An 18,260-nucleotide genomic window follows, 5' to 3' on the forward strand; every position below is an offset into this window, starting at 1 on the left:
CCCGTATCTTTCGATACAAGGATTTTTAATATGGTCGGGGTAAGGGGATTCGAACTCCTGACATCCTGCTCCCAAAGCAGGCGCGCTACCGGACTGCGCTATACCCCGGTAAAAAAAAGGCACCTTTGAAAGGCGCCTTCTTCGATCAGCGCTTTTGGCCTCTGATCTTAAGATTCGATTCCAGCGCTAACTGGTTTCAAAAATGGTGGGTCGTGTGGGATTCGAACCTACGACCAATTGGTTAAAAGCCAACTGCTCTACCAACTGAGCTAACGACCCAAAAATGGTCGGGGTAAGGGGATTCGAACTCCTGACATCCTGCTCCCAAAGCAGGCGCGCTACCGGACTGCGCTATACCCCGGTTTGAAATTGGCTCCGTGACCAGGACTCGAACCTGGGACCCAATGATTAACAGTCATTTGCTCTACCGACTGAGCTATCACGGAACTACACATTTCAATTTACAACTTTGAAGCTTTACTGCGTTCTCTTCAACCCGTTCGCATCGCTGCGTTCGTGTGTCTGAGGCGCGCTATTCTACAATCTTCAGCACCTCTGTCAACCCCCTAAATTGCTTTCAAGTTAATGATTTGCAACTTATTTTGGATTCCTGCTTGGGGAGCGGAAACCCTGGCGGGTGACTTACTGCGGGGCGCACTTTACAAGCCTTTTCCTTTGAGTTCAACAGCCTAACGAAAAAAAGGCCTCGCAATGCGAGGCCTTTTCAATTTTGTTGCCGATCTGGATCAGACGAAGACGATTTCGTCGTTTTCCACCACACCGTGAGCGGTATCGCCCGGCATGAATCGACCGGACAGGATCAACTGCGCCAGCGGGTTCTCGATCCAGCGCTGGATAGCGCGCTTGAGCGGCCGTGCGCCATATACCGGGTCGTAACCGACCGCGATCAGCTTGTCCATGGCTTCCGGGCTGAGTTCAAGCTTCAGCTCGCGCTCGGTCAGGCGGCTGCGCAGACGGCCCAGCTGGATCTCGGTAATGCCGGCGATCTGATCCCGCGCCAACGGCTCGAAGATCACCACTTCGTCGACCCGGTTGATGAACTCCGGCCGGAAGTGGCTGGAAATCGCATCCATCACCGCCGCGCGCTGCGCCTCACGGTCACCGACCAGTTCCTGGATCTGTACCGACCCCAGGTTGGAGGTCATGACAATCACGGTATTCTTGAAGTCCACCGTGCGGCCATGGCTGTCGGTCAGACGACCATCCTCGAGCACTTGCAGCAAGATGTTGAACACATCCGGGTGCGCCTTCTCGACTTCGTCCATGAGGATCACCGAATACGGCTTGCGACGAACGGCCTCGGTCAGGTAACCACCCTCTTCATACCCCACATAGCCTGGTGGCGCACCGATCAAGCGAGCCACGGAGTGTTTCTCCATGAACTCGGACATGTCGATCCGCACCATCGCCTCTTCAGTATCAAAGAGGAATTCGGCCAGGGCCTTGCACAGCTCGGTTTTACCGACACCGGTCGGGCCGAGGAACATGAACGAGCCGCTTGGCCGGTTCGGGTCGGACAACCCGGCGCGGGAACGCCGCACCGCATTGGAAACCGCAACGACCGCTTCGTCCTGGCCGATCACACGCTGGTGCAACAGGCTTTCCATCTTCATCAGTTTTTCGCGCTCGCCTTCGAGCATTTTCGACACTGGAATACCGGTCCACTTCGAAACCACTTCGGCGATCTCTTCCTCCGTCACCTTGCTGCGCAGCAGCTGGTTTTCGGGTTTGCCATGCTGGTCGACCATTTGCAGGCTGCGTTCCAGGTCCGGGATCACCCCGTACTGCAACTCCGCCATGCGGTTCAGGTCGCCTTTGCGGCGGGCCGTTTCCAGCTCCTGACGGGACTGCTCGATTTTCTGCTGGATCTGCGCAGAACCCTGGACTTCGGCTTTTTCCGAATTCCAGATTTCTTCGAGATCCGAGTACTCACGCTCTAGACGTGCGATTTCTTCCTGCAATTTTTCCAGACGCTTCTTCGCCGCGTCGTCGCTTTCTTTCTTCAGCGCCTGGGATTCCACCTTCAACTGAATCAGGCGCCGCTCCAGACGGTCCAGCACTTCCGGCTTGGAGTCGATCTCCATGCGGATGCGGCTGGCGGCTTCATCGATCAGGTCGATGGCCTTGTCCGGCAACTGCCGGTCAGTGATGTAGCGATGGCTGAGCTTGGCCGCGGCAATGATCGCGCCGTCGGTAATCGCCACCTTGTGGTGAACCTCATAACGCTCCTTGAGGCCACGCAGGATGGCGATGGTGTCTTCTTCGCTCGGCTCGTCCACCAGCACTTTCTGGAAACGTCGCTCGAGAGCGGCGTCCTTCTCAATGTATTGGCGGTACTCGTTGAGCGTAGTGGCGCCCACACAGTGCAGCTCACCGCGGGCCAGGGCCGGCTTGAGCATGTTGCCCGCATCCATCGAGCCTTCGCCCTTGCCGGCGCCGACCATGGTGTGCAGTTCGTCGATGAACAGGATGATCTGCCCTTCCTGCTTCGACAGCTCATTGAGCAGGGATTTCAGGCGTTCTTCGAACTCACCGCGATACTTGGCACCGGCGATCAGCGCCCCCATGTCCAGGGACAACAGGCGCTTGCCCTTGAGGCCATCCGGCACTTCGCCATTGATGATGCGCTGGGCCAGGCCTTCGGCGATGGCGGTTTTACCCACGCCAGGCTCACCGATCAGCACCGGGTTGTTCTTGGTACGACGTTGCAGCACCTGGATGGTCCGGCGAATCTCATCGTCACGGCCGATCACCGGGTCGAGCTTGCCGTCTTCGGCGCGCTTGGTCAGGTCGACGGTGTATTTATCCAACGCCTGACGCGATTCTTCGTGGTTGGCGTCGTTTACCGCTTCGCCGCCACGCAGGTTGTTGATCGCATTTTCCAGGGCTTTCTTGCTCACGCCCTGGCCGAGCAACAGCTTGCCGAGCTTGCTGTTCTCGTCCATGGCGGCGAGCAGCACCAGCTCGCTGGAGATGAACTGGTCGCCCTTCTGCTGGGCCAAACGGTCGGCCTGGTTGAGCAGGCGCGCCAGATCCTGCGACATGTTCACGTCGCCGGTCGGGTTCTGGATTTTCGGTAGCTGGTCGAGCTCTTTGGTCAGCTCTTTACGCAGGCTGTTGACGTCGAAGCCCACCTGCATCAACAGGGGCTTGATCGAGCCGCCCTGCTGTTCGAGCAAGGCTTGCATCAAGTGCGCCGGCTCGATGGCCGGATGATCGAGGCCGACTGCCAGGGATTGGGCATCGGACAACGCTAACTGCAATTTGCTGGTTAAACGGTCTATACGCATGGGTCACCTTCCTTTTGAGCAGGCCGGACCTATAAAACATCCTGAATGAAGAAACCTGCCAGATACCACAATAGATGTGGTCGATTCTGGGAGTTTCAAGCGTCGGGACGTTGATGCAGGTCAGGCAAGTCTAGCGGTCGCGCCCTGCCTTACGAATACGTTCCTCTTTGGCGAGTGGCTGTTGTCGTCAGGCAAGGCGCCGCGACGAGTCATAGCCCGCTATGGCGAGGAGCGGCAACGCAGCATGACGGCAACAGACGCCGTCAAAGAGGAACAGTATTCGTGAGACAGGGCGCTACAGCCAGATCAGGGAGGCGAATCGGCCAGTGCGGGGCGCACGGCGGTAAGAAAAGAAGCGAGGATCGGTCACGGTGCAGAAACCGCCACCATAGACAGCCGTTACACCGCGAGCCGCCAGACGCAAACGCGCCAGCATATAGATGTCAGCCATGAACTTGCCGGGGTTTTGACTTGGCACGAAGGCTTCTGCGGCTTGAGGCAGTTGCTGCACGAAGGTTTCGCGCACTTCGGAGCCAACTTCAAACGCTTGTGGACCAATGGCCGGACCGAGCCATACCAATACCTCGGCAGGCGGTACCGCCAGACTGTCGAGCGTAGCTTCCAGCACACCCGCCGCCAACCCGCGCCAACCGGCATGAGCTGCCGCGACGCGAGTACCGGCACGGTCGCAAAACAGCGCAGGCAGGCAATCAGCGGTCATCGCCGCGCAGGCGACGCCCGGCGTTGATGTCCAACTGGCATCGGCAGTGTCCACCCGGCCTGGATTGGCATGGGCTACGACAATCCCGTGGACCTGCTGCAGCCAGGCCGGTTGAATGGAGAAATGATCGGTCAGACGACGGCGATTCTCGGCAACAGCTTCAGGGCTGTCGTCGACGTGATCGCCGAGATTGAGGCTGTCGAACGGCGCCACACTGACGCCGCCCGCACGGGTGGTCACACAGGCTTTGACCCCGGCCGGCGCGGGCCAGTCAGGAATCAGCCAGTCACTCATCCGATGAACGCCTCACGGTCTTGCTTGAGCAGGGTCAGCAACCAGACAAAATCTTCCGGCAATGGCGATTCCCAGCTCATGCGCTGACCGGTGGTCGGATGATCCAGTTCCAGGAAACGCGCATGCAGCGCCTGACGCGGGAAGTTTTTCAGCGACTCGACCATGGTTGGGTTGGCGGCCGGCGGAATACGGAAACGACCGCCATAGGCAGGATCTCCGACCAACGGATAGTTGATGTGCGCCATGTGCACGCGAATCTGGTGCGTACGACCGGTTTCCAGCTTCACCCGCACGTGGGTGTGGGAGCGGAAGCGTTCGAGCACGCGGTAATGGCTGACGGCTTGCTTGCCACCCTCCATCACGGCCATGCGCTGGCGTTGCTGGCCGTGACGACCGATCGGCGCGTTGATCTTGCCACCGGCTGTCACCACACCGATCACGATGCACTCGTAGATCCGGCTGACGCTGCGGCTCTGCAACTGTGTAACCAGCTGCGTCTGCGCTTGAATGGTCTTGGCCACCACCATCAGACCGGTGGTGTCCTTGTCCAGGCGATGCACGATACCGGCGCGGGGCACATTGATGATGTCCGGCACGTGGTGCAGCAAGGCGTTGAGCAAGGTGCCGTCGGCATGACCGGCAGCCGGGTGCACCACCAGGCCCGCAGGCTTGTTGATCACCAGGATATCGTCGTCTTCATAGACGATATCCAGGGCTATGTCTTGAGCGACCCATTCGCCCTGAGCTTCCTGCTCGGCAGTCAGCTCAAGGATGGCGCCGCCGTGGACGATGTCTCGCGGGCGGATAACCGCCCCATCCACAGTCAGGCGGCCGTCTTTGATCCAGGCGGAAAGGCGCGAGCGCGAGTGCTCAGCGAATAATTGTGCGGCGACTTGATCGAGGCGTTGGCCGCCCAATTCGGACGGCACCTCTGCGCGAAGTTCAATTTTATCGGACATGCTCAGACTAGGCGTCGGCACAGCCTTTGGTTTCGGCTGCGCGCTTGTGGTTAAATACGGCGTCTTTTGCCCCGAGGCTATTCAACGGGGCGCTCATCATAACAGGACGGCCACGCCCAAGACAGCGGCCGTCATAGGGACGCAAGCCGCCATGCAAGTGAAACACCTGCTGCTGATCGCCATCCTCGCATTGACCGCTGCTTGCTCATCGAAGGAAGTCGTAGACGAAAACCTCAGTGAAGTCGAGCTGTACCAACAGGCTCAAAATGACCTGGACAACAGTAGCTACACCAGTGCCATCGCCAAGCTGAAGGCTCTGGAATCGCGTTATCCGTTCGGTCGCTATGCCGATCAGGCGCAACTCGAACTCATCTACGCCAACTACAAGAACACCGAGCCAGAAGCGGCCAAGTCCGCTGCGGAACGCTTCATTCGTCTGCACCCACAGCATCCGAACGTCGATTATGCCTACTACCTCAAAGGCCTGACTTCTTTCGACCAGGACGTCGGCCTGCTGGCGCGTTTCCTGCCGCTGGACATGACCAAGCGTGACCCGGGCGCCGCCCGCGACTCCTATAACGAGTTCGCCCAGCTGACCAGCCGCTTCCCGAACAGCCGTTACGCACCGGATGCCAAGCAGCGCATGATCTATCTGCGCAACCTGCTGGCGGCCTACGAAATTCACGTGGCCGACTACTACCTGACCCGTCAGGCCTATGTCGCCGCCGCGAACCGCGGTCGTTACGTGGTGGAAAACTTCCAGGAAACCCCTTCGGTCGGCGACGGCCTGGCGGTGATGACCGAGGCCTACCAGCGCCTGCACCTGGACGAACTGGCTGCCACCAGCCTGGAAACCCTGAAGCTCAACTACCCGAACCACCCGACGCTGGTGGACGGCCAGTTCGTACCGACCGTCGCCGAAGCGGACAACCGTTCGTGGCTGAGCAAGGCGACCCTGGGCCTGATCGAGTCCCGTCCGCCGCTGCCACCAGGCGAAACCCGCGCCAACCAGGACGTACAGAGGCAGTTCCAGGACGCCAAGGACGCCATCCCGAGCGAGCTCAAGCCTAAAGACGACAATGGCGACGCGATCGAAGAAGAAAATCACGAAGCGGAAGGCAACAACAGTGACCGCTCGTGGTTCAGCTACATGACCTTCGGCGTGTTCGACTGACACCCCGGGTTGTGCAAAAAGGGAGACTTTCGAGTCTCCCTTTTTTATTTCGGCGCTTTATTACACTGTGCGCCTGTCAGGTCCTTGGCTAAACTGCCGCTTCATCAATCAAAAAGCAGCTCACCATGCTTCGTTTATTGTTCTGGATTGCCCTGATTGCCGCTGCAGTGTGGTTCTGGCGCAAGTTCAAGGGTCAGGCTTCCACCCCCAGGCCCCCTGCCGAGCGGGACGCGGCGCCCATGGTCCGTTGCGCCCATTGTGGCGTCCACCTGCCCCGCGACCGCGCGCTGAGCCTCGACCAACGTTGGTATTGCAGCCAGGCTCACCTCGAGCAAGACAAGGATTCCAGCGGCCGCTGACACGTCACCTAGCGGCCGATTAAGAACTATCGCGCGCACCCAAGGAACTGAAAGGCGCAGATCGACGTCTGACACAGATTATTCAAGACCTCTCTCTGCGAATGAACCGGGTAATCGAAAACGTCCTGCACCTGCAGCGCCGCGAGCAAATGTCGCCGCTACGGCTCGAGCTGAAATCACTGGAAATACTCGAAAATGAAGCCCCAGCCCGCCATATCAAGGGCCTGGGGCTTTATCTGTCCGGCCAGCCGGGCGAAAGCATTCTGTCCCGCCTAGACTTCAAGGCACGCCAGGAAAGCGGCTGCTTTTGCATGACCTTTGCTCTCGGACGGAACCCACGTTGAACACCAGACCACGACAAAAAGTCTTGATTGTCGATGACGAACCGGACATTCGCGAACTCCTGGAAATCACCCTGGGAAGGATGAAGCTGGAGACGTTCAACGCCCGCAACGTCGGCGAAGCGCAGTCCTTGCTGAAACGCGAAACCTTCGATCTATGCCTGACCGACATGCAGTTGCCGGACGGTACCGGCCTGGAGCTGGTGCAGCACATCCAGCAACGCCACCCCCGGGTCCAGGTGGCGATGATCACCGCCTATGACAGTCTCGAAAACGCGATCAATGCGCTCAAGGCCGGGGCATTCGACTTCCTGACCAAACCGGTGGACCTTACGCGTCTGCGTGAGCTGGTCACCAACGCCCTGCTGGTTCCTGCCCGCGGGGTCGGCATCGATCGTCGCTTGCTGGGCGACTCATTGCCCATGCGCAACCTGCGCAAACACATCACCAAACTGGCCGGCAGCCATGCGACGGTATACATCAGCGGCGAGTCCGGCAGCGGCAAGGAGTTGGTCGCGCGCCTGATCCACGATCAAAGCCCTCGCGCCAATCAGCCGTTCATTGCGATCAACTGCGCGGCGATTCCCTCGGAACTGTTGGAGAGCGAGTTTTTCGGCCATCGCAAAGGCAGTTTCAGCGGCGCCATCGAAGACAAGCCCGGCCTGTTCCAGACAGCCCACGGCGGCACCCTGCTCCTAGATGAAGTCGCCGACCTGCCGCTGTCCATGCAAGTCAAATTGCTGCGTGCGATTCAGGAGAAATCCGTACGCTGCGTTGGCGGGCAGCAGGAAGTGGCGGTGGATGTGCGCATTCTCTGCGCCACGCACAAGGACCTTGGTACCGAAGTCGCCGCCGGACGATTTCGTCATGATCTTTACTACCGTTTGAACGTGATCGAACTCCGGGTGCCGCCCTTGCGCGAGCGCCGTGATGACATCGAAATGCTAGCCAGCCACATTCTCAAGCGCCTGGCCGCCGATACCGGTCAACCTGCGGCGAGACTCCACCCCCTAGCCCTCGATGCGCTGAAGAGCTATCGCTTCCCGGGCAATGTGCGGGAACTGGAAAACATGCTCGAACGGGCGCACACCTTATGTGAGAACAAACAGATCGAAGCCGGCGACCTGCGCCTGGCTGAAGGCAACTATGGGGCTGAGGGTGGCGTGCCGGACCTCACCCGGATCGACAATCTGGAAGCCTACCTGGAAAACATCGAACGCCAACTACTGCTCCAGGCCCTGGAGGAAACCCGCTGGAACCGCACGGCGGCGGCTCAGCGGTTGAACCTGTCATTCAGGTCGATGCGCTATAGGCTCAAGAAGTTTGGATTGGATTGAGGCCCTTATCGCGAGCAAGCCGCTCCCACAGGGTCATTGGTGAACACAACAACTGCGAACACCTCAGAACCATTGCAGGAGCGAGCTTGCTCGCGATAGCGACCGGGTAAACGACAGCGATCCAGCAGTCAGAGCCGCCCGGCAGGCGCATAAGGCGCCGGATCGATAATCGGCGCACGGCCCAGCATTACATCGGCAAACAACTGGCATGACGCTGGCGCCAGCACCAGCCCGTTTCGGTAATGCCCACAGTTGAGCCAGAGCCCATCAAAACCCGGCACCGGGCCGATGTAGGGAATGCCCTCGGGTGATCCCGGGCGCAATCCGGCCCAATGCCCCACCACTTCGGCATCGGCCAGCGCCGGGATCAATTCCACCGCGGACGCCTTCAGGCTTTCCAGTGCCGACCCGGTCGGCGTCTTGTCAAAGCCTTCATGCTCCAGCGTACTGCCGATCAATATGTGCCCGTCGCGCCGGGGAATCGCATAACGGCCCTTGGCCAGGACCATGCTCGGCAGGAAGTCCGCCGCACACTTGTAGAGAATCATCTGCCCTTTCACCGGTTCGACCGGCAGCGTCAGATCAAGAAACTTGAGCAAATCACCGCTCCAGGCCCCCGCCGTCAGGACGATTTGATCGCCCGGGACAGCACCTGTGGAGGTCTGCACGCCGACCACTTTGTTGCCCTCACGAACAAACCCGCTGACTTCGCACTGCTCATGGATCGTCACGTTCGGCAGCGCCAGCAACGCAGCCTTGAGTGACTTCACCAGACGCGGATTACGCACGTTGGCGACGTCGGCCATGTAGATCGCCCGGGAAAAACCGCTGCCCAGCACCGGCACGGCGTCGTGTGCTGCCGAAATATCCACCGCGCTAAGCGGGCGATTTTCCCGGACAGCCCAAGCCAGCGCTTCAGCCTCGTCATCCAGATCCAGCCAGTACAGACCGGTGGTGTGCACTTCAGGATCAACGCCAGTGGCGGCAAACAAGCGCTCGCCCAGCTGTGGATAAAAGTCCTGGGACCAGTGAGCCAACGCGGTGACCGCCGGGCTGTATCGCCACGGGTAAAGCGGCGAAACGATGCCGCCGCCGGCCCAGGACGATTCCTGGCCGACGCTCGAGCGATCCAGCAGCACAACGCTTTGCACTTCGGAGGCGAGATTGAAGGCCGTCAGCAAACCAATCACCCCACCGCCGACAATCACCACTTGCTGTTGCCTGGTCATGTTCTGATCCAATCGTTAAATAGACAGAGGGTACAAAAGGCACCCGAAATAGAAACTCAGCGCCCCCAGCAGTCTTTGCTGGTCAGGCCGGATTTTGCGTTGACCATGCCAAGTACACCGGTGTTGGTGATGGTCAGATCACCGCACTTGTCAGTGGCCATGCTCGAGTCAGCTTTACGCACCGCCGTCAGCAGAAAGGCCTGGTCGGCCAGGGTCGGTGTGATGCTGTAGTAATCATTGCCGGCACTGAGGCCCGTCGCATCGGTGTAGACATTTTTCTGCGAGTAGAAGCGCTCCAGGATCTGCGCCTGCTCCGAGAGCAGACCCGCCACTTCTGCGCGACGACCCTTGTTCAGGTATTCGGTGAAACTCGGGGCAGCAATGGTCATGACAATCCCGATGATCGCAATCACGATCATGATTTCGATCAGGGTAAAACCGCGGTTGGTACTACGCATGCCTCAACTCTCACTTACTGTATTTGTCGCCACATGATGCGACGGCTACCGCCGGATTTTTCCATCCCCGGAGTATCGTCGCCAGTGGAATCGTTCACGGCCCCGCCATTGTCGCTGACGTCCTGGGTCGAATGCTCTCCAACAAAGATTACGCCATCGGACAGCGTGTCGATGCTGTCGACCACGCCATCGGCGTTGCCGTCGAGCATCTTAACGCTGATCGCATCGGGCAGCCTCAGGCAGACGGCTTTCAATCCCTGATTGCTGTGGTAGAACCCGTACCAGTTGCCATTCGACAGACAGGCTGGCCGATTCAGTGCCGGCGAATCCGGTGGCGTGGCAGCGTGCGCCGCCACCGACAGGTTCAGCGCGACTACCACACCGAACAGTTGTGACCTCCGCCGGATACATCGCTCAGTACTTCGCATAGATGCTCTCCACCACACTGCGCGAATGACCCGCGATGCCTACTGCCGTTACCCGATACAACGTCGCCGGGGTCTTGATTGGCACATTCACCGCATCTCGGCTGACACCGATGTTTTGCACGCCATAAAAGCCGTTGCCCGATGCAATCCAGGTCACTCCGGAAGAAGCGTTGAAACCGGCAGCGGTAATAGTCGAAGACTCGGACGGTGGCGCACATTGAACGGTGCCGCTACAAACAGGTAGCGCATAACTGTCCCGTTGCACTGTACTCTCGCCCACCCGCAATGCGGCTTCGGCACGCTGAAACGACTGGTTGCGCAAGGCGACACTACCGGCCATTTTTTCCTGCAGGGTGGCGCTTTGCATCGATGAAAGGCCAATCAACGTCAGCAAGAGCAAGAACACCAGGCTGACCAATAGGGCCATGCCGCGCTGGGTGTAACACGTCATGGGAGACCGATTCATTGGCACCCTCTCATGGCAAGCGGTTGCGCAGAGCGGCAACCACGTTGAAGGTTTGATCGCTCACGCGGTGGTTCGGATCGGTGAGGGTCAGGCTCAGGCGAACGCTACGAATCAGCGCGGGGTTCGGCGGGTTGCTGCTGTAGCGCGAAGCAGCCAGATCAGTGGCCGTGCTGGCCAGGCCGAAGCTCACGTCGAAAGCGCCGACGTTATCCACCAATACCTGGCCTGCTGCATCCCCGCCCTTCATGAGCAGTTGGTTGTTGTTGAAGCTGTAAATCAGCCGCCGGATCGGAAATGCCAGTTGTCCTGCCACTGGTGTCCGACCTTCACTGTAGGCCGTCGAATTGGTTCTACAATCGGAAAGCACGGTCCAGTCCGGCTTGTCGCCATTGCTGCCGACATCCGCCGTAACCAGCGTCAAACTGCGACTGCCATTGTCCCAACGGATCGGCGTTACACGATTGGCATGGAAATCACCTTTCTTGCTGGAATCAGTGATCCTTTCCAGGCAACCGAACATGCCGACCATGCGAATCTCCTGAATCATTTTGCTCAAAACGAAACGTGCGTCCTCCTGCATGTTCGCGGCCGCATTCTGGCTGAGATAGGTGTTCTTGGCCGCGATGAAAACCTGCACCACGCCCAGCACCACGATCAGGCTCAACGCCATGGCGATCAGCAACTCGACCAGGCTAAAACCCTTGCTGCGGCGTCTCACGGGATCACCATCGGATCAATGGCCGCGCGGCTGCTCAGGATGAAGCTGCGTCGCGAATCGGCAGTATTCGCGGCCCGTGAGTCGTCCCAGGTAATAGTGATGGTGTACACCTGCCGGTTGACGGTCACACTGCCCGTCGCGGAGGCTCCGAGTGAACTGACGATGTTGGCGTTGAAATCAAACAGGTCCTGATCCCGGGTAACGTCCGGATTGCCCGAGGCCGGCGGCGCAATGGTGTAATCCGCTGCGGCGTTGGCGCGAATGCGGTCCATCAGGTCGTAGGCGATAAAACTGGCCTGACTGGTCATACGCGCACTGTCCGTGTACTTCAGCGCATTGAGCTGAACCGCCGCCGCCCCCAGCAGGCCCACTCCCAGAATGACTAACGCCACCAGGACTTCGACCAGCGTCATGCCCTCCTGCGCGCCTTGCCTCCCTGCCCTCATCCGCAACTCCCACCCAATAGAATTCGTCCGTTCAAACACACCGTCAGCGTCCTGCTTTGTGCTCCCCGCCCATAGCTGATCACCACCTCTGAGGACGGTGATGACAATCCGCCCATGCTGTTGAAATCGATGGCAGTGACGTCAGAGGTTAGTGCCAGAGTTGCACCGCCGCTCATCGCCGGAACAACCCGCAATACATTGGCCAAAGCGCCAGTACCGTCGTAAACCGTCAGTTCCCCACTCCAGGCAACCCCACCGGCCGTCGGTCGCACCCGTGTGGCATTGCCCCGCTCGATGGCTTCGAGCCGGGCAAAATTCAGGGCTCGTCGCAGGTCAGCGATTTCAGTATCCGCCCTCGTTGTTTGCATCGAGCGGGTAAACGCCGGGACAGCCAGAGTCAGCAGAATCAGAAGGATCGCGATCGCGACCAGCAACTCGATCAGCGTGAAACCTTTTGTAGGATGATCCATCGGGGCCTTCTGCTTCCTTCGGCTATACCTGCTCTTGCGCAGCACAACATTCGAGCGATGCGGTGCGTTTGCGTTGCCATTTCTCGTGCAGGGATTGCGCGGGCCACAGCACACCACGGAGGGAGATGTCATGCGGCAACTAGGCTTCAGCCTGATCGAACTGCTCATGGGACTGGCAATTACAGGAATTGTTCTGCATTTGGTCAGCCCGGCGTTCGCAACGCTGATCGAGTCGAACCAGAGACAGCAAGCGGCGCAGGCCCTTTTCAGCAGTATTCGCACCGCCCGGAGCGAAGCCATCGTCCGCAACCAGGCCGTGGTGATTCACGGCATCAATGGCGACTGGAGCCAAGGCTGGCGGATGATTCTGGATATCAGCGGCAAGGGGGAGATGGACAGCGACAATCCACTGCTGGCCGAACGCCAGAGCGGCGCACGCGTGTCGATTGTGGGGAACGGTCCGGTCGAAAGTTCCATACGATTCAGAGGTCAGGGCGAGTCACTGATTGGAGGGACGTTATACATTTGCACCGTTCGCGAACCGGTAAGCCAACATCAAGTGGTGTTGGCACGGACCGGTCGCGTCAGCCTGCGCAACGACAAGGTTGGGCAGCCGTTATGCGAAAAAAGGAATCAATTCAGAGCAACGAACGAACGCGCAGTTCTTTAGGCATAGAGAACGTGATGTTCTCCTCGCGACCTGCCAATTCATCGGCACCGGTGGCACCCCAGGCCTGCAACTGCTGGATCACGCCGCGCACCAGGACTTCCGGGGCGGATGCGCCAGCGGTGATGCCGATACGCTCGACGCCGTCGAACCAGCTCTTTTGCAGGTCTTCGGCACCGTCGATCAGGTAGGCCGGAGTGGACATGCGCTCTGCCAATTCGCGCAAGCGATTGGAGTTCGAGCTGTTCGGACTGCCAACCACCAGCACCACATCACACTCGTCGGCCAGTTGCTTGACCGCGTCCTGACGGTTTTGCGTGGCGTAGCAAATGTCGTCCTTGCGCGGACCACCGATAGCCGGGAAGCGCGCACGCAGAGCGTCGATAACGCGACTGGTATCGTCCATCGACAATGTAGTCTGGGTCACGAAGGCGAGCTTTTCAGGGTTGTTCACCTGCAACGCCGCGACATCCTTCTCGTCTTCGACCAGGTAGATCGCGCCGCCATTGCCAGCATCGTACTGGCCCATGGTGCCTTCGACTTCCGGGTGACCGGCGTGGCCGATGAGAATGCACTCTCGGCCGTCACGGCTGTAGCGCGCCACTTCGATGTGGACTTTGGTCACCAGCGGGCACGTGGCGTCGAACACTTTCAACCCACGGCCAGCCGCTTCGCTGCGCACCGCCTGGGAAACACCGTGGGCACTGAAGATCACGATGACGTCGTCCGGCACCTGATCCAGCTCTTCGACGAAGATCGCACCACGGGAGCGCAGGTCCTCGACGACAAATTTGTTGTGGACCACTTCGTGGCGCACATAGATCGGCGGCCCGAAGACTTCCAGGGCGCGGTTGACGATTTCGATCGCCCGGTCCACACCGGCGCAGAAGCCACGGGGGTTGGCGAGTTTGATTTGCATGCTGTGCCTCGTGTCTTGCGCGCGAAAACAATGAAAAACAAACTGTGGGAGCGAGCTTGCTCGCGATGGCGGAGTGTCAGTCAATATCAATATTGAATGTCAGGTACTCATCGCGAGCAAGCTCGCTCCCACAGGGTCCGGTGGCAACAGAAGCTGCCCCGTAATGCCTTACAGCGCTTTGACGGAGATGATCTCTACGTCAAAGGTCAACGTCTTGCCCGCCAGCGGGTGGTTGAAGTCGATGGTCACTTGCGCGTCATCGAACTCTTTGACCACGCCCGGCAGTTCAGTATTGGCCGCATCGTTGAAGATCACCAGCAAACCTGGCGACAGCTCCATGTCCTGGAACTGTGAACGCGGGATGATCTGCACGTTTTGCGGGTTGGGCTGGCCGAAAGCGTTTTCCGGCTCGATGCTCAGCGTGCGCTTGTCACCGGCCTTGAAACCAAACAGCGCCGCTTCGAAACCTGGCAACAGGTTGCCGTCACCGACCTTGAAGGTCGCCGGGGCTTTATCGAAGGTGCTGTCCACCGTGTCGCCGTTCTCCAGGCGCAATGCGAAATGCAAGGTGACTTCCGTGTTCTGGCCGATGCGTTGCTCAGCCAATACCTGTTCAGTCATGAACGGTTTCTCCGGTCTTTTTACTTTTGAACATATCCAGTGCCAGCATGACAGCACCAACCGTGATTGCGCTGTCGGCAAAGTTGAACGCCGGGAAATACCAGCGATTCTGCCAATGCACCAGAATGAAATCGATCACATGGCCCAGGGCAACGCGGTCATACAGATTGCCCAGCGCGCCGCCGAGCACCAGTGCCAGCGCAACCGCCAGCCAGGTCTCGTTGCGCCCCAGACGCTTGAGCCACACCACCAGCACCGCACTGACCACGACAGCGATCAACGCGAACAGCCAGCGCTGCCAGCCGGAGCTGTCAGCCAGGAAGCTGAACGCCGCGCCAGTGTTGTAGGCCAGGGTCCAGCTGAAGTAATCGGGGATAATTACGATCTGCTGGTACATCTGGAGCTTGCCTTCGAAGTAGAACTTGCTGGCCTGGTCGATGACCAGGACCAGCAAACTCAACCAGAGCCAGCTCAGCCGTCCGAAACGGCCTACGGCATTAGGCATAGTGACGGACCTCGCCAGCGCCGCTGATGTTGTCGACGCAACGGCCGCAGATTTCCGGATGCTCCGGGTTCACACCGACGTCTTCACGGCAGTGCCAGCAACGAGCGCACTTGGCGTGGCCCGACTTGACGATTTTCAGCTTCAGGCCGCTGACTTCAGTGACCACGGCATCGGCCGGTGCTTGCACCAATGGCGCAACACTGGCGGTCGAAGTGATCAGTACAAAGCGCAGTTCGTTGCTCAACTTGGCCAGGTCGGCGGTGAGCGCGTCTTCGGCGAACAGCGTCACCTCGGCCTGCAGGTTGCCACCGACAGCCTTGGCTGCACGCTGGATTTCCATTTCCTTGTTGACCGCGACCTTGACCGCCATGATCCGGTCCCAGTAAGCGCGATCCAGCTCGATGCCTTCCGGCAGTTCGCTCAGGCCTTCGTACCAGGTGTTGAGCATGACAGACTCGTTACGCTCGCCCGGCAGGTACTGCCACAGTTCGTCGGCGGTGAACGCCAGGATCGGCGCGATCCAGCGCACCAGCGCCTCGGAGATGTGGAAAAGCGCAGTCTGGCACGAACGACGGGCCTTGCTGTCGGCTCCAGTGGTGTACTGACGATCCTTGATGATATCGAGGTAGAAGCCGCCCAGTTCCTGCACGCAGAAGTTGTGGATCTTCGAGTACACGTTCCAGAAGCGGTATTCGCCGTAGTGCTCTTGCAGTTCGCGTTGCAACAGCAGGGTACGGTCCACGGCCCAACGGTCCAGAGCCAGCATTTCTTCGGCCGGCAGCAGGTCGGTGGCCGGGTTGAAGCCGGTCAGGTTCGAAAGCAGGAAACGCGCGGTGTTACGGATACGCCGGTAGGCGTCCGCACTGCGTTGCAGGATCTGCTCGGAAACCGCCATTTCACCCGAATAGTCGGTCGAAGCGACCCACAGACGCATGATGTCGGCGCCCAGGGTGTCGTTGACTTTCTGTGGCGCGATCACGTTGCCCAGGGACTTGGACATCTTGCGGCCGGACTCGTCAACCGTGAAGCCGTGAGTCAGCAGTTCGCGATACGGTGCGTGGTTGTCGATGGCGCAACCGGTCAGCAGCGACGAGTGGAACCAGCCACGGTGTTGGTCCGAACCTTCCAGGTACAGGTCGGCGCGCGGGCCGGTTTCGTGACCCATCGGGTGCGAACCGCGCAGAACGTGCCAGTGCGTAGTACCCGAGTCGAACCAGACGTCCAGGGTGTCGCTGATCTTGTCGTACTGCGGCGCTTCATCGCCCAGCAGTTCGGCTGCGTCCAGCTTGAACCAGGCCTCGATGCCTTCGACTTCAACACGCTTGGCAACTTCTTCCATCAGCTCGACGGTTCGTGGGTGCAGCTCGCCGCTTTCCTTGTTCAGGAAGAACGGGATCGGCACGCCCCAGTTGCGCTGACGGGAAATGCACCAGTCCGGACGGTTGGCGATCATCGAGTGCAGGCGCGCCTGGCCCCAGGCCGGGACGAACTTGGTGTCTTCGATGGCCTTGAGCGAACGCTGGCGCAGGGTGTCGCCGGTGGTCGGCTGCTTGTCCATGCCGATGAACCACTGCGCGGTGGCGCGGTAGATCAGCGGGGTCTTGTGGCGCCAGCAGTGCATGTAGCTGTGTTCGATGACGGTGGTGTGCAGCAGCGCACCGACTTCGGTCAGCTTGTCGACGATGGCCGGGTTGGCCTTCCAGATGAACTGGCCGCCGAAGAACTCCAGCGACGGTACGTAAACGCCGTTGCTTTGGACCGGATTGAGGATGTCATCGTTGACCATGCCGTACTTCTTGCAGGTCACGAAGTCGTCCACGCCGTAGGCCGGAGATGAGTGAACCACACCGGTGCCGGCGCCCAGTTCAACGTAGTCGGCCAGGTAAACCGGCGACAGACGGTCGTAGAACGGGTGACGGAAGTTGATCAGTTCCAGCGCTTTACCGGTGGTGGTCGCAACGACCGAGCCTTCCAGCGAGTAGCGCGCCAGGCACGACTCGACCAGCTCTTCAGCCAGCACCAGCAGTTTGTCGCCGACGTCGACCAGGGCGTAGTTGAATTCCGGGTGAACGTTCAGCGCCTGGTTGGCCGGGATGGTCCACGGGGTGGTGGTCCAGATCACGATCGAGGCAGGCTTGGCCAGCGACGGCAGACCGAAAGCGGCAGCCAGTTTGGCTTCATCGGCAATCGGGAAGGCCACGTCGATGGTCGAGGACTTCTTGTTTTCGTACTCGACTTCCGCTTCGGCCAGGGCCGAACCACAGTCGAAGCACCAGTTCACAGGCTTCAAGCCCTTGAACACGAAACCGCCCTTGACGATTTCGGCCAAGGCACGGATTTCACCGGCCTCGTTCTTGAAGTCCATGGTCTTGTACGGGTTGGCGAAGTCACCCAGCACACCCAGGCGGATGAACTCGGACTTCTGCCCTTCGATCTGCTCGGTGGCGTAGGCCCGGCACAGTTCGCGGGTCTTGTCCGCGCCCAGGTTCTTGCCGTGGGTCACTTCGACCTTGTGCTCGATCGGCAGGCCGTGGCAGTCCCAGCCCGGAACATAAGGCGCGTCGAAGCCCGACAGGGTCTTCGAGCGGATGATCATGTCCTTGAGAATCTTGTTCAGCGCATGACCGATGTGAATCGAGCCGTTGGCGTACGGAGGGCCGTCGTGCAATACGAACTTCGGACGATCCTTGCCAATCTCGCGCAACTTTCCGTACAGGCCAATACTGTCCCAGCGCTGCAGGATCTGCGGTTCGCGCTGTGGCAGGCCGGCCTTCATTGGGAAGGCGGTGTCCGGAAGGTTTAGCGTGGCTTTATAGTCGGTCATTTAAGGCTCTTCA

18 protein-coding genes, 4 tRNA genes and 1 pseudogene are annotated in these 18,260 nt (G+C 59.5%); 5 read left to right on the plus strand and 18 right to left on the minus strand.

The annotated features are described in order from the left end of the window. Positions 1 to 31: 31 nt before the first annotated feature. From J4D25_RS21230 to rluD, 7 genes are all read right to left on the minus strand, one after another. Positions 32 to 108: transfer RNA gene (locus J4D25_RS21230), tRNA-Pro, on the minus strand. 95 nt (positions 109 to 203) lie between these two features. Next, positions 204 to 279: transfer RNA gene (locus J4D25_RS21235), tRNA-Lys, on the minus strand. 5 nt (positions 280 to 284) lie between these two features. Beyond that, positions 285 to 361, minus strand: a tRNA-Pro gene (locus J4D25_RS21240). 9 nt (positions 362 to 370) lie between these two features. After that, positions 371 to 446: transfer RNA gene (locus J4D25_RS21245), tRNA-Asn, on the minus strand. A gap of 300 nt (positions 447 to 746) precedes the next feature. Then, complete coding sequence (gene clpB / locus J4D25_RS21250; protein ID WP_057713253.1) at positions 747 to 3,311, minus strand: ATP-dependent chaperone ClpB; 2,565 nt, start codon at positions 3,309 to 3,311, stop codon at positions 747 to 749. A 295-nt stretch (positions 3,312 to 3,606) separates the two neighbouring features. Then, positions 3,607 to 4,326, minus strand: a complete 720-nt coding sequence (gene pgeF / locus J4D25_RS21255; RefSeq protein WP_057713252.1) for a peptidoglycan editing factor PgeF — start codon at positions 4,324 to 4,326, stop codon at positions 3,607 to 3,609. Then, the gene (gene rluD / locus J4D25_RS21260) at positions 4,323 to 5,285 is read right to left on the minus strand and encodes a 23S rRNA pseudouridine(1911/1915/1917) synthase RluD (RefSeq protein WP_008052092.1); all 963 of its coding nucleotides are present in this window, start codon (positions 5,283 to 5,285) and stop codon (positions 4,323 to 4,325) included. Before rluD ends, pgeF begins: the two co-directional genes overlap by 4 nt. A 151-nt stretch (positions 5,286 to 5,436) precedes the next feature. Between rluD and J4D25_RS21265 the strand changes: the two genes are divergently transcribed. From J4D25_RS21265 to J4D25_RS21280, 4 genes and pseudogenes are all read left to right on the plus strand, one after another. Continuing rightward, positions 5,437 to 6,459: an outer membrane protein assembly factor BamD gene (locus J4D25_RS21265; protein ID WP_057713251.1), complete on the plus strand. Its 1,023-nt coding sequence runs from the start codon at positions 5,437 to 5,439 to the stop codon at positions 6,457 to 6,459. A 125-nt stretch (positions 6,460 to 6,584) separates the two neighbouring features. Continuing rightward, entirely contained in the window at positions 6,585 to 6,818 is a 234-nt protein-coding gene (locus tag J4D25_RS21270) for a PP0621 family protein (RefSeq protein ID WP_057713250.1), read from the plus strand. Between the two features lie 23 nt (positions 6,819 to 6,841). Beyond that, positions 6,842 to 7,162: pseudogene (locus J4D25_RS21275) on the plus strand (hypothetical protein); the annotation flags it as partial. After that, a complete protein-coding gene (locus J4D25_RS21280; RefSeq protein WP_057713248.1) occupies positions 7,159 to 8,496 on the plus strand; it encodes a sigma-54 dependent transcriptional regulator in 1,338 nt (445 codons plus the stop codon). The pseudogene J4D25_RS21275 and the gene J4D25_RS21280, both read left to right, overlap by 4 nt. Before the next feature lie 128 nt (positions 8,497 to 8,624). Here J4D25_RS21280 and thiO read toward each other — a convergent pair whose 3' ends face one another. The 7 genes from thiO to J4D25_RS21315 are packed head-to-tail and all read right to left on the minus strand — an operon-like array spanning position 8,625 to position 12,711. Beyond that, the gene (thiO, locus tag J4D25_RS21285) at positions 8,625 to 9,725 is read right to left on the minus strand and encodes a glycine oxidase ThiO (RefSeq protein ID WP_057713247.1); all 1,101 of its coding nucleotides are present in this window, start codon (positions 9,723 to 9,725) and stop codon (positions 8,625 to 8,627) included. 56 nt (positions 9,726 to 9,781) lie between these two features. After that, positions 9,782 to 10,183 (minus strand): type IV pilin protein, encoded by a 402-nt coding sequence (locus J4D25_RS21290; protein WP_057713246.1) that lies wholly within the window; start codon positions 10,181 to 10,183, stop codon positions 9,782 to 9,784. Positions 10,184 to 10,197: 14 nt separating this feature from the next. Continuing rightward, positions 10,198 to 10,611 carry a hypothetical protein gene (locus J4D25_RS21295; protein WP_057713245.1) on the minus strand — a complete coding sequence of 138 codons (414 nt, stop codon included), beginning with the start codon at positions 10,609 to 10,611 and terminating at the stop codon, positions 10,198 to 10,200. Next, a complete protein-coding gene (locus J4D25_RS21300; protein ID WP_057713244.1) occupies positions 10,598 to 11,077 on the minus strand; it encodes a PilX N-terminal domain-containing pilus assembly protein in 480 nt (159 codons plus the stop codon). Before J4D25_RS21300 ends, J4D25_RS21295 begins: the two co-directional genes overlap by 14 nt. Before the next feature lie 10 nt (positions 11,078 to 11,087). Next, positions 11,088 to 11,795, minus strand: a complete 708-nt coding sequence (locus tag J4D25_RS21305) for a PilW family protein (RefSeq protein ID WP_057713243.1) — start codon at positions 11,793 to 11,795, stop codon at positions 11,088 to 11,090. Then, on the minus strand, positions 11,792 to 12,241 hold the full coding sequence (gene pilV / locus J4D25_RS21310; protein ID WP_057713242.1) for a type IV pilus modification protein PilV: 450 nt from the start codon (positions 12,239 to 12,241) through the stop codon (positions 11,792 to 11,794). The genes J4D25_RS21305 and pilV overlap by 4 nt, the downstream gene beginning before the upstream one ends. Continuing rightward, the gene (locus J4D25_RS21315) at positions 12,238 to 12,711 is read right to left on the minus strand and encodes a GspH/FimT family protein (protein WP_057713241.1); all 474 of its coding nucleotides are present in this window, start codon (positions 12,709 to 12,711) and stop codon (positions 12,238 to 12,240) included. The genes pilV and J4D25_RS21315 overlap by 4 nt, the downstream gene beginning before the upstream one ends. Positions 12,712 to 12,841: 130 nt before the next feature. Between J4D25_RS21315 and J4D25_RS21320 the strand changes: the two genes are divergently transcribed. After that, on the plus strand, positions 12,842 to 13,381 hold the full coding sequence (locus J4D25_RS21320; RefSeq protein WP_057713240.1) for a GspH/FimT family pseudopilin: 540 nt from the start codon (positions 12,842 to 12,844) through the stop codon (positions 13,379 to 13,381). On the opposite strand, the gene ispH is transcribed toward J4D25_RS21320, so the two are convergent. From ispH to ileS, 4 genes are all read right to left on the minus strand, one after another. Then, the gene (gene ispH / locus J4D25_RS21325) at positions 13,350 to 14,297 is read right to left on the minus strand and encodes a 4-hydroxy-3-methylbut-2-enyl diphosphate reductase (protein WP_057713239.1); all 948 of its coding nucleotides are present in this window, start codon (positions 14,295 to 14,297) and stop codon (positions 13,350 to 13,352) included. The two genes, J4D25_RS21320 and ispH, sit on opposite strands and share 32 nt — an antisense overlap. Before the next feature lie 168 nt (positions 14,298 to 14,465). Further along, on the minus strand, positions 14,466 to 14,903 hold the full coding sequence (gene fkpB / locus J4D25_RS21330) for an FKBP-type peptidyl-prolyl cis-trans isomerase (protein ID WP_172435403.1): 438 nt from the start codon (positions 14,901 to 14,903) through the stop codon (positions 14,466 to 14,468). A gap of 7 nt (positions 14,904 to 14,910) precedes the next feature. Then, positions 14,911 to 15,423, minus strand: coding sequence for a signal peptidase II (lspA, locus tag J4D25_RS21335; protein WP_015096890.1), 513 nt, complete (start codon positions 15,421 to 15,423; stop codon positions 14,911 to 14,913). Further along, entirely contained in the window at positions 15,416 to 18,247 is a 2,832-nt protein-coding gene (gene ileS / locus J4D25_RS21340) for an isoleucine--tRNA ligase (protein WP_057713238.1), read from the minus strand. Before ileS ends, lspA begins: the two co-directional genes overlap by 8 nt. Positions 18,248 to 18,260: the final 13 nt, after the last annotated feature.

The organism is Pseudomonas sp. GW456-L13 (assembly GCF_017350115.1).
GTDB lineage: Bacteria > Pseudomonadota > Gammaproteobacteria > Pseudomonadales > Pseudomonadaceae > Aquipseudomonas > Aquipseudomonas jessenii.